Origin of the sequence: Roseobacter sp., from assembly GCF_024639605.1 — a bacterium.
GTDB lineage: Bacteria > Pseudomonadota > Alphaproteobacteria > Rhodobacterales > Rhodobacteraceae > Roseobacter.
The window spans coordinates 1-10,058 of record NZ_JAHEHZ010000126.1; the positions used below are offsets into that span (position 1 = coordinate 1).

Genomic DNA, 10,058 nt, shown 5'->3' on the forward strand with positions numbered 1-10,058 from the left:
GTCACGTCCTTGCGCATGGCGGAAAGGGTCTCGCGCGCGATGACTTTGCCGCCGATGGCCGCCTGGATCGGGATTTTGAACATGTGCCGGGGGATCAGATCCTTGAGCTTTTCGACCATCGCACGGCCGCGCTGTTCGGCGCGGTCGCGGTGCACCATGGTAGAGAGCGCATCGACGGGCTCGTCGTTCACCAGGATCGACATTTTCACCAGCTTGTCTTCGCGGTACCCGATCATCTGATAATCAAAAGAGGCATAGCCTTTGGTCACCGATTTCAGACGGTCATAGAAATCAAACACCACCTCGTTGAGCGGCAGGTCATAGACGACCATAGCGCGGCTGCCGGCATAGGTCAGATCGAGCTGGATGCCGCGCCGGTCCTGGCACAGTTTGAGGACGTCACCGAGATAGTCGTCGGGCACCAGAATAGTGGCTTTGATGCGCGGTTCCTGCAGGTGATCGACGAGGGTCAGGTCGGGCATGTCAGCAGGGTTGTGCAGCTCCATCATCCCGCCGTCTTTCATGTGGATATGATAGATGACGGAGGGCGCAGTGGTGATCAGTTCGATGTCATATTCACGCTCAATCCGGTCGCGGATCACTTCGAGGTGCAGAAGGCCAAGAAAACCGCAGCGGAAGCCGAACCCCAGAGCTGCGGAGGTTTCCATTTCGTATGAGAAGGAGGCGTCGTTGAGGGCAAGTTTCTCTATGGCGTCGCGCAGATCTTCGAATTCAGCGCTGTCCACAGGGAAGAGACCACAAAAGACCACCGGCTGGCTGGGTTTGAAACCCGGGAGTGCCTTTTCGGCAGGCTTTTTCTCATGCGTGACTGTGTCGCCGACGCGGGTGTCGCGCACCTGTTTGATCGAGGCGGTGAGAAAGCCGATTTCGCCCGGGTTCAGGCTGTCGATCTCGGTCATGGCGGGCCGGAAAACGCCAATGCGGTCCACATGGTGCACGGTGCCGTTCTGCATAAACCGGATGCGGTCATTTTTCTTCAGCTGACCGTCCATAATGCGCACCAGCACGATGACGCCGAGATAGCTGTCGTACCAGCTGTCCACCAGCATCGCTTTGAGCGGGGCGTCGGGGTTGCCTTTGGGTGCCGGCAGTCTGTGCACGATCGCCTCGAGCGTTTCGGTGATGCCCTGCCCGGTTTTGGCGGAGACACAGATTGCCTCGGAGGCGTCAATACCGATGACATCCTCAATCTGTTCCGCCACGCGGTCACAATCGGAAGCGGGCAGGTCGATCTTGTTCAGCACCGGCACGATCTCATGGTCGGCCTCGATGGCATGATAAACATTGGCGAGGGTCTGTGCCTCGACGCCCTGGGTGCTGTCGACGACCAGCAGCGAGCCTTCGACGGCACGCATGGAGCGGCTGACCTCATAGGCGAAATCGACGTGGCCGGGTGTGTCTATCAGGTTAAGGACGTATTCCTCACCGTTCTCAGCGGTATAATTGATCCGCACGGTCTGTGCTTTGATCGTGATGCCGCGTTCGCGCTCGATGTCCATACTGTCGAGCATCTGCTCTTTCATCTCTCGTGCAGAGACGGTGTTGGTCGACTGAATCAGCCGGTCTGCGAGCGTGGATTTCCCGTGGTCGATATGGGCGACGATCGAGAAATTGCGGATATGTGAAAGCGGTGTCATGACAAGTGGATATGGTGGGCTTTTCAGGGTTGGTCAAGGTGGCAGATTGCGCCATGTAAGTGCAGCGCTCGGCACTGCCTGTGACCCTGGCGCGCGGGTGCGGTGGCTTTGAGTGTCCGGGCGTCCCGGATAGTGTGTTCCCCGACAGCGCGGAGCAGTATAATGTCGTCTTACCGGCAGAGTGTGCCGGCTCACCGAAGGACAGCACATGCGCTGCAGATCTTTTGCCCGCGTCACCCTTTCCGCCATCGCAACGCTGGGTGTAATAATGCCCGGCGCAGCCGTTGCGCAGACCGGTTTTGAGGTCTACGGGCAGCTTAATTTCGGGATTTTCAGCACAGACGACGGGTTCAGCAGCGAGACCTATTTCACCGACAACGACAATTCAAATTCGCGGATCGGGTTCAACTGGATAAACAGCTTTGGCGACGGACGCTCGCTGCGGTTCAATTTCGAGACCGGGCTGGGGCTTAATGGCTCTTCTTCCGTCAGCATCGATGACACCAGTCCCGATGTCGATTTAAACAGGCCCGAGCTGCGCAAATTTGAATTTATCTACAAAACACCCGATATCGGCACGATCAGCCTTGGACAGGGGGGTACGGCCAGCGAAGGTGTGGCGGAGGCGGATTTCTCCGGCACTTCGGTCATCGCCTATTCGGGCATCTCTGATCTGGCGGGCGGCATTGAATATCGCGGTGCGGGGGGTGCCGGGACCGGCATCGTCATCGGCGATACGTTTTCATCCTTCGACGGAGCGCGGCGTTTACGGCTGCGATATGACACGCCGTCCTGGAACGGGCTGGTTTTCAGCGCCTCGGGCGGTGAGGAGGTACTCGCTGACAGCGACGACACCGAGTACTACGACATCGGCGCGCGCTATTCCGGCGATTATGGTGATCTGCGCGCGGATGCACGGCTGAGTTATGCCTGGGTCAGCGAGGGAGAAGAACTGCTGGTCGGATCGGCGGCGGTGCTGCACACGCCAACGGGTCTGAGTTTTGCAGTCTCGGCCGGTGCGCAACAAGAAGGCAATGACGACTATCTCTATGGCAAACTCGGCTGGCAGCAGGACTGGTTCGCCATTGGCACCACGGCGCTGTCGATCGATCTCTACGAGGGCAGTGATTATGAATTCGACGGCTCCGACAGCTCCTCCGCAGGGCTGGCGGCAGTGCAGAAAATAGATGAGTACAACATGGAAATTTATGCCGTCTGGCGCCGCCATGAATTTGGCGCTCCGGGCATCAGCGTCGCGGATGTCGATGTTTTCGCCATCGGGGCACGCTGGCAGTTCTGACGCGACGCCTGGTCGCGCGGGCAGGCGATTGTAAGCCGCGGGGGAGTGGTCCATAGTCGCGCGATACATGAACAGTGCATCGGGGGGTGTCATGATCCGGACGGCGGTTTTGCTAGGTTCAGTGGTGGTGCTGGCCGCCTGCAGCAGCGCCCCTGCCCCGCGCGGTACCGGCGGCGCGCAATCACAGTCTGTTTCCTTTGATACGGGTACGGTTTCGCGGTTTGCTACCGGACCAATCGGCACAGCATGCCTGATCCACGACCGGCGTAACGCGTCGCGCGCGCTCTGCGGCTGCGTCCAGGCAGCAGCAGATATGACCCTCAGTCAGGCCGACCAGCAACGCGGCGTGCGTTTTTTCTCCGAGCCGGAACTGCTCAACGAAATCAAGGTCTCCGACAGCGTGGCCAATGAGGCCTTCTGGGATCGCTGGGACCGGTTTTCGGAGACCGCCGAACGGCTTTGCGGTTCAGCCTGAGGCCACCGTGCCCGCCGGTCAGAGCACGCGCATCCAGAACTGCAGCGGTTTGGTGGTCTCTGCGGTCTCACCGATATCTTTCCATGCGAATTGCGCCACCGCACCTTCCAAAGGCTCATAGCCCCGCGCGCGCCAGAACGGCTGCAGACTGCGCGCGTGCAACGGGCGCAACGGATGGTTCCGAGGGCGCGTGACGGTGCAGAAAGCGGCCGCGTTGAACCCGAGGGCCCGGGCCTGCGCCTCGCGGAGATCGAAAAAGCGGTGCCCGATCCCCTGCCCGCGATACGCGGGCAGCAGCACACTTTCCGCGCAATACCACAGGCGTTCGGGGGCGATATCAGACCCCGCAAAAGCCGCGCTGAAGTCATCTGCGTGATCCATCAGCGGCAGGGCCGTGGCAGCCCCCACAAGCCGCGCCCCGTCAAAAGCGCCGATCACGCAGGCCGCGGGGTTCCGCGCATAAGGAGCCAGATAGGCCTGCTCATAGGCCGCGTCGCCATCATAAAGATAGGGCCAGTCGCGAAAGACCGTGATGCGCAGATCCGCAAGCTGCGGCAGGACCTCGCGCAGGGCGTCACCGGTCAGGGGGCGGACATCGGGTGTCACCGGCTCAGGAGACCTGCGCTGTCCAGTCAGAGAGATTATACCGGGTGGTCACACGGGCGATTCTGCCGTCCCGGATGTCAAAAAACGAACCCGCCGGCAGACGATAGGTCTGGCCGCGCGCCTCTGGCAAACCGCTGTCTGTCGAGAGATAGGTGCCGTTCACCGTGTATTCCGCCGCGCCGCGTGTGCCGTCAGGGGAGATAAAAATCACCATATCTGACAGTTTTTCGTCATAACAGCGGTTCATATGCGCGCAGAAGACCTCAAAAGCGGCTTTGCCGGTGCGGATATTGCCCTCATTCACGTGATGGGCCACGTCTTCGGTCAGACAGTTGAGCATGGCGGGAATGTCCTTCGCGTTGAAGGCATCGAAATAGCGGTTCAGGACAGTACGCATGCGGGTCTCCCTTGAGGGTGTGCGGCTCCTTGATGCGCGGGACGCTCCTGGCTGTCAATCCTGCGCCCGGGCGCCCGGCGGAGATGGTCCTTCCCGCCGCCGGCTGGTAGCACGGCGGCAAAGATCAGGGGGTACACATATGACAGCAACAGCATCTGAAATCCGGCCTGCGAAGCGCAGATATTCCGGCAAGATCACCGATCCGGACCGCTGGGCGTTCTTTACGCCACGCCGGGGCGATATCATCGTGTGCACACCGGCGAAATGCGGCACCACCTGGACCCAGTCGATGATTGCGCTGTTGCTGAACGACGGCCGCGACCTGCCTGAGACGGTGTCGCAGATTTCGCCCTGGATCGACGCCGATTTTGAGGATGCCGCGACCAGGGCGGTGCCCGCATTGCTGGCCGCGCGGACGGGGCGTCGGGTGATCAAGACGCATACACCGGGCGACGGATTTCCGGTCTGGGACGGTGTCCATGTTGTCGCCGTTTACCGGCATCCGCTGGACGTGCTCCTGTCGCTGCGAAAACATCTCGTAAATATTGCAAGGGTCGACGAGCATCCGTTGAAAGAGGCGGTCCCCGCGGCTTTGCGATATTTTCTGCAGACGCCCCTGGCCGTTGATGAAATTGATCAGGATGCGCTGGAGGTGCTGACAGAGCACTACCGGCGCACGGTCGCGGCGCGCCCTGCGGATCAGGTTACGTTTCTGCATTATGCCGATATGATCGCCGATCACGCAGGCACGGTGGCACGGCTGGCAAGCGTGCTGGACACCGGGACGGAGACGGCGTCACAGGCGCGGATCGTGCGGGCAACGGCCTTTGACGCGATGAAGCGCCGGGCGACGGATTTCGTGCCACTGGCCAGCACCGGATTCTGGAGAAACGAGACTGCGTTTTTCGACAGTGGCGGCACGGAGAAGTGGCGGGGTGCGTTCAGCGCGGCGGAAATCGCAGCGTTTGAGGCGCGTCTGGCAGAGCTGGTGCCCGAACCGGGGCTGCGCCACTGGCTGCAGCATGGCGGCGATTACACGCACGGGTCCTGAGCTCAGATCATCTCCGTGGGCGGGCCGAAGCGGCCGATCAGCCGGTCGCGGATCTGGTCGCGGGCCTGGCGGTAACTCACGAGTTTCGCCTCGCGCGTTTCTCCAAGGCCGGTGGGGTCGAGGATGGGCCAGTATTCAACTTCGAGGTGGTAAAACCGCGTGAGTTCCAGCGCGCGGCGCTGGCTTGCCGGGCTCAGCGCAATCACCAGATCAAAAGAGCCCAGATCATCACCCCAGTTTTCCATCTCGTCAAAGCTGCGCGAGCGGTGGCGGGAGAGCTCAACGTCTATTTCCTGACAGACCGCGATGGAGAAGCCGTCGATCTCCATGTCATTGGTGACGCCGGCGGACTGCACGTAGGTACCGGTGCCATAGAGCTTTTTCATGATGCCCTCTGCCATCGGAGAGCGCACAGCGTTGTGATCGCAACAAAACAGAACCGACTGTGGCAGTTCCTGACCCATTCAGCCCCCGAAATGCAGTACGCAGATCAGCGTGAAAAGGCGGCGCGCGGTGTCTGTATCAACCTCGGCCTTGCCCTCGAGACGCTCCTGAAGAACGCGACTGCCTTCGTTGTGAATGCCGCGGCGGGCCATATCGATGGTTTCGATCTGACTGGGGGGCAGTTTTTTGACGGCCTCAAAATAGCTCTCGCAGATCTGGAAATAGTCTTTGACGACCTGGCGGAAGGGCCCGAGCGACAGATGGAACTCGGCGGCTTTTTCCGCGTTTTCTGTCTCGACATCAAAGACCAGCCGCTTTTCGCGGATCGCGAGACCCACGTGATAGGGGCCGGCAGGAACCTCGCGGCCGTCCCGGGCGGGCAGCATAAAGGTGTTTTCCTCAAGCAGATCGAACATGGCCACTTTGCGCTCCTGCTCGATTTCGGGCGTGGGCGGCGGCAGACCGGAGTCGTCGAGGTTAATCTGTGAAATACGGGACATTTGCAGGATCTTTGCGGGGTTATGAACCGTGACTGCTTAGCGCAGGTCACCGTACCGGGGCAACCGCTCTCGCGGGCAAATCAGTCGTTGAGTCTGCGCAAACGGGCGGTGACCGACAGCCCGTGTGCCTCAAGGCTTTCCGTGGCGGCGAGCGTTTCCGCCGCCGGGCCAATGGCGCGCAGGGCGGCAGGTGTCATGCGCGCAAGCGTGGTGCGTTTCATGAAATCGAGCACGGAGAGGCCGGAGGAGAAACGGGCAGAGCGCGCGGTGGGCAGAACATGGTTTGGGCCGCCAACATAATCGCCGATGGCCTCTGGGGTCCACTGGCCGAGGAAAATCGCACCGGCGTGAGTGATCTTTGCGCTCAGCTCATCCGGATCGGCCACGCAAAGCTCGAGATGCTCAGGCGCGATGCGATCCGAAAGCTGCGCTGCCGTATCGAGATCGGGCACAGTGATCACCGCGCCGAAATCGCGCCAGGACGCCCCGGCGATCCTGCTGCGGGAGAGCGTGGTCAGGCGTTTCTCTACGGCCTCGGCCACCGCCTGGCCGAAGGCTGCATCGGTGGTGATCAGGATCGATTGCGCGCTTTCGTCATGTTCGGCCTGGCTCAGCAGATCAAGCGCTATCCAGTCGGGATCATTGTCGGCGTCCGCAATGACGAGTATCTCGGAAGGACCGGCGATCATATCGATGCCAACCTTGCCGAAAACCCGCCTTTTGGCCGCCGCCACAAAGGCATTTCCAGGACCGGTGATTTTATCCACAGGGGCGATGGTTTCTGTCCCGTAAGCCAGCGCTGCAATCGCCTGAGCGCCGCCGATGCGGTAAATCTCATCGACGCCGGCAAGTTCTGCTGCAGCAAGGACCAGCGGGTTGAGGATCCCGTCCGGGGCCGGCACCACCATTGCAAGGCGCGGCACACCCGCCACGCGCGCGGGGATGGCGTTCATCAGCACCGAAGAAGGATAGGAGGCCAGACCGCCCGGCACATAGAGCCCAGCGGCGGCTACCGGTGTCCAGCGCCAGCCGAGGGTCGCGCCCGTTTCGTCGGACCATTCGGCATCTTCGGGCAGCTGGCGTTCGTGATAGGCGCGTATACGGTCCGCCGCGAGGCTGAGCGCGTCCCTTTCAGCCTGTGGCACGGAGGCGGCGGCGGTGTGAATTTCGTCCGCCGAAAGGCGCAGGCCGGATGCTGTCAGCTTCAGGCGGTCGAATTTTTCGGTAAGCTCTGTGACGGCGGCATCGCCGCGCGCGCGCACATCAGCGATGATGTCCGCGACGGTGGCATCGACGTCAGGGCTGTCTTCGCGTTTGGCCGAGAGCAGCCCGGTGAAGGCGCTTTCGAAATCCGGATCGGTTGCATTGAGAAAGACAGGCATTTAGTCCTCGGCGTGACAGTGAGACAGGAAATCAGAGCTTTCGGCGGAGATGCCACCGGCCCGGAAACAGGATCAATCCGGATGGTCGGGCGTTTTCTTAGATGGCGCCATGTAGGGTTTTGTGACGTCTTTCAAGGTGGCCTCCACCGCTTCGACCGTCAGGCGGATTGCTCCGTCCCCCGCAAGTGTCAGCAGGATGTGGCCCGCCGGTGCTTCAGTCGGCTCAAAGGTCACCGAGAGCAGTGACAGAACCGTATCGGCATCGCCTCTGTAAATGCCGTTGCTGGCCACAGCGGTGACTGTGTCAAAGGCCAGCACGGACTGTACCCTTTCGGGTGAGACGGCGCGCGCAGGCCCTTCTTCCCAGCGGAAGCGGTTCAGCAGCAGGGCAAACCTGTGCGCCCTGCGTTCCCATTTCATTTCCGCCGCCGGTAACACGGCGTCCTGACAGAGCGAGGAAATGACCTGCAGATCATCTGCATCCAGCGCGCCAAGGTTCAGCGGTGCCTCACGGCCGTCTTCAAAGCGGGCATCGGTCATGAGCCTGAGATCCGCTCTATGTCTGCGCCAACGCCTGACAGTTTGGAGACGACCTGCTCATAGCCACGGTCGAGGTGATAAACACGGGCTACACGGGTTTCACCTTCTGCCGCCAGTCCTGCAAGAATGAGCGACACGGAAGCCCGCAGATCAGTTGCCATGACCGGCGCGCCCTTCAGCCGTCCGACGCCTTTCACAGTCGCCGTCCCGCCATGCACCTCAATATCGGCGCCCATGCGGATGAGTTCGGGCGCGTGCATAAAACGGTTCTCGAAGATCTTTTCCTCCAGCACAGAAGTGCCCCGTGCAGTGCACAAAAGCGCCATCATCTGGGCCTGCAGATCGGTGGGAAAACCGGGAAACGGTTCTGTGGTCACGTCGACGGCTTTGATATCGCCGGAGCGGCGTTTGACCGTGAGGCCGGCAGCGGTTTCAGACACATCGACCCCGGCAGCATCAAGCTTTTCACAAAACGCCTCGACAAGGCTGATCCGGCCGCCCAGGAGTTCCACCTCGCCGCCGCAGATCGCAGGTGCCAGCATATAGGTGCCAAGCTCAATGCGGTCGGTGACCACGGTATGGGTAGCACCGCCCAGCCGGTCCACACCCTCGATGGTGATGGTGCTGGTACCGTCGCCGTCGATATGGGCGCCCATGGCGCGCAGGCAGGTGGCCAGGTCCACGATCTCGGGCTCGCGGGCGGCGTTGTTGATGACGGTCGTGCCCCTGGCAAGCGTAGCAGCCATCAGCGCGTTTTCGGTAGCGCCCACTGAGGCGAAATCAAAATCAATGGTGCCTCCTTTGAGCCCGCCCGGCGCGCTGGCGTGCACATAACCGTCGCGCAGTTCAAGCTCGGCGCCCATGGCATCCAGCGCCCTGAGATGCAGATCGACCGGGCGCGCGCCGATCGCGCAACCGCCCGGCAGCGAGACCACCGCATGGCCGTAGCGCGCCAGCATCGGGCCAAGCACCAGGATCGAGGCACGCATTTTGCGCACGATGTCATAATCTGCAGTCTGGTTGTTGATGTCGTGGCTGGACATGGCCAGCACCTGTCCGCTTTGCAGCGTGGTGACTTCGGCCCCCAGCGACTGCAGCAGTTCGGTCATGGTGCGGATGTCGCTGAGCCGCGGCGCATTGACCAGCGTCAGCGGCTCTTCGGTGAGCAGCGTGGCCGGCATCAGCGTCAGACAGGCGTTTTTCGCCCCCGCGATCGGTATCTGACCGGCAAGCGGGCCGTTGCCTCTGACGAGTATTGAATCCATCTGCTCAGATGTCCTTTTTCTGCCCGGGCGTCGCCGGTTTGCCTGTCCCGTCTGCGGCCTGCCGTTCGCGGACCTGCGACTTGCGCCGCGCCAGATTGGCCCTGAGAGCGGCTTTGAGCCGGTCTTCGCGCGTTCCGGTTGTCTTTGCCGGGCCTTTCCGGGGTGATTTATCTGCCATAGCGCCTGTCTAGCGCAGGGCGCAAGAAGGGTCCAGATAAGGCTTGCACGTATCAATATTTGCGTCTAATCACGCGCCACACCGGCGCTGCTGTAGCTCAGAGGTAGAGCACTCCCTTGGTAAGGGAGAGGTCGAGAGTTCAATTCTCTCCAGCAGCACCAGCTCTGCCTCATCTTATTGCCTGATGTCATAATTCTGGTGCCGGTTTTCGGACCTGGCGATCAGTTGATCTCTGCTTGTCGCAGGGCCGCGTATCACGATA

12 protein-coding genes and 1 tRNA gene are annotated in these 10,058 nt (G+C 61.3%); 4 read left to right on the forward strand and 9 right to left on the reverse strand.

All coding sequences use genetic code 11. The annotated features are described in order from the left end of the window. A partial coding sequence (lepA, locus tag Q0M35_RS14445; RefSeq protein ID WP_295316517.1) for a translation elongation factor 4 occupies positions 1 to 1,658 on the reverse strand: 1,658 nt, incomplete at its 3' end. Between the two features lie 208 nt (positions 1,659 to 1,866). Here lepA and Q0M35_RS14450 point away from each other — a divergent pair. Further along, positions 1,867 to 2,958: a porin gene (locus tag Q0M35_RS14450; RefSeq protein WP_295316519.1), complete on the forward strand. Its 1,092-nt coding sequence runs from the start codon at positions 1,867 to 1,869 to the stop codon at positions 2,956 to 2,958. A 313-nt stretch (positions 2,959 to 3,271) separates the two neighbouring features. Then, positions 3,272 to 3,433, forward strand: a complete 162-nt coding sequence (locus Q0M35_RS14455; RefSeq protein ID WP_295316521.1) for a hypothetical protein — start codon at positions 3,272 to 3,274, stop codon at positions 3,431 to 3,433. Between the two features lie 18 nt (positions 3,434 to 3,451). Here the strand turns inward: Q0M35_RS14455 and Q0M35_RS14460 are convergent, their stop codons facing one another. Together Q0M35_RS14460 and Q0M35_RS14465 are read right to left on the reverse strand one after the other, a co-directional pair. Beyond that, positions 3,452 to 4,039: a GNAT family N-acetyltransferase gene (locus Q0M35_RS14460; RefSeq protein ID WP_295316523.1), complete on the reverse strand. Its 588-nt coding sequence runs from the start codon at positions 4,037 to 4,039 to the stop codon at positions 3,452 to 3,454. Between the two features lie 4 nt (positions 4,040 to 4,043). Continuing rightward, positions 4,044 to 4,436: a ketosteroid isomerase-related protein gene (locus tag Q0M35_RS14465; protein WP_295316525.1), complete on the reverse strand. Its 393-nt coding sequence runs from the start codon at positions 4,434 to 4,436 to the stop codon at positions 4,044 to 4,046. A 139-nt stretch (positions 4,437 to 4,575) separates the two neighbouring features. Here Q0M35_RS14465 and Q0M35_RS14470 point away from each other — a divergent pair, with 139 nt between their 5' ends. After that, the gene (locus tag Q0M35_RS14470; protein ID WP_295316526.1) at positions 4,576 to 5,487 is read left to right on the forward strand and encodes a sulfotransferase domain-containing protein; all 912 of its coding nucleotides are present in this window, start codon (positions 4,576 to 4,578) and stop codon (positions 5,485 to 5,487) included. Positions 5,488 to 5,489: 2 nt separating this feature from the next. Here the strand turns inward: Q0M35_RS14470 and Q0M35_RS14475 are convergent, their stop codons facing one another. The 6 genes from Q0M35_RS14475 to Q0M35_RS14500 form a co-directional block, all read right to left on the reverse strand. Next, positions 5,490 to 5,951 carry a low molecular weight phosphatase family protein gene (locus tag Q0M35_RS14475; protein ID WP_295316528.1) on the reverse strand — a complete coding sequence of 154 codons (462 nt, stop codon included), beginning with the start codon at positions 5,949 to 5,951 and terminating at the stop codon, positions 5,490 to 5,492. Beyond that, the gene (locus Q0M35_RS14480) at positions 5,952 to 6,431 is read right to left on the reverse strand and encodes a UPF0262 family protein (RefSeq protein WP_295316530.1); all 480 of its coding nucleotides are present in this window, start codon (positions 6,429 to 6,431) and stop codon (positions 5,952 to 5,954) included. Between the two features lie 80 nt (positions 6,432 to 6,511). After that, a complete protein-coding gene (gene hisD / locus Q0M35_RS14485) occupies positions 6,512 to 7,813 on the reverse strand; it encodes a histidinol dehydrogenase (RefSeq protein ID WP_295316532.1) in 1,302 nt (433 codons plus the stop codon). A gap of 72 nt (positions 7,814 to 7,885) precedes the next feature. Then, entirely contained in the window at positions 7,886 to 8,353 is a 468-nt protein-coding gene (locus Q0M35_RS14490; protein WP_295316534.1) for a DUF2948 family protein, read from the reverse strand. Further along, positions 8,350 to 9,618 carry a UDP-N-acetylglucosamine 1-carboxyvinyltransferase gene (gene murA, locus Q0M35_RS14495; RefSeq protein ID WP_295316536.1) on the reverse strand — a complete coding sequence of 423 codons (1,269 nt, stop codon included), beginning with the start codon at positions 9,616 to 9,618 and terminating at the stop codon, positions 8,350 to 8,352. Before murA ends, Q0M35_RS14490 begins: the two co-directional genes overlap by 4 nt. Before the next feature lie 4 nt (positions 9,619 to 9,622). Further along, positions 9,623 to 9,796, reverse strand: a complete 174-nt coding sequence (locus tag Q0M35_RS14500) for a hypothetical protein (protein ID WP_295316538.1) — start codon at positions 9,794 to 9,796, stop codon at positions 9,623 to 9,625. An 86-nt stretch (positions 9,797 to 9,882) separates the two neighbouring features. On the opposite strand from Q0M35_RS14500, the gene Q0M35_RS14505 reads away from it, so the two are divergent. Beyond that, positions 9,883 to 9,957 (forward strand) — tRNA-Thr (locus tag Q0M35_RS14505). Positions 9,958 to 10,058 lie beyond the last annotated feature (101 nt).

Excerpts from the sequence above, each read along its gene's own strand:
- Q0M35_RS14500 (WP_295316538.1), bottom strand. The coding sequence starts at position 9,796 with ATGGCAGATAAATCACCCCGGAAAGGCCCGGCAAAGACAACCGGAACG.
- Q0M35_RS14490 (WP_295316534.1), bottom strand. The coding sequence starts at position 8,353 with ATGACCGATGCCCGCTTTGAAGACGGCCGTGAGGCACCGCTGAACCTT.
- Q0M35_RS14475 (WP_295316528.1), bottom strand. The coding sequence starts at position 5,951 with ATGGGTCAGGAACTGCCACAGTCGGTTCTGTTTTGTTGCGATCACAAC.
- Q0M35_RS14455 (WP_295316521.1), top strand. The coding sequence starts at position 3,272 with ATGACCCTCAGTCAGGCCGACCAGCAACGCGGCGTGCGTTTTTTCTCC.
- Q0M35_RS14480 (WP_295316530.1), bottom strand. The coding sequence starts at position 6,431 with ATGTCCCGTATTTCACAGATTAACCTCGACGACTCCGGTCTGCCGCCG.
- Q0M35_RS14465 (WP_295316525.1), bottom strand. The coding sequence starts at position 4,436 with ATGCGTACTGTCCTGAACCGCTATTTCGATGCCTTCAACGCGAAGGAC.
- hisD (WP_295316532.1), bottom strand. The coding sequence starts at position 7,813 with ATGCCTGTCTTTCTCAATGCAACCGATCCGGATTTCGAAAGCGCCTTC.
- Q0M35_RS14470 (WP_295316526.1), top strand. The coding sequence starts at position 4,576 with ATGACAGCAACAGCATCTGAAATCCGGCCTGCGAAGCGCAGATATTCC.
- Q0M35_RS14450 (WP_295316519.1), top strand. The coding sequence starts at position 1,867 with ATGCGCTGCAGATCTTTTGCCCGCGTCACCCTTTCCGCCATCGCAACG.
- murA (WP_295316536.1), bottom strand. The coding sequence starts at position 9,618 with ATGGATTCAATACTCGTCAGAGGCAACGGCCCGCTTGCCGGTCAGATA.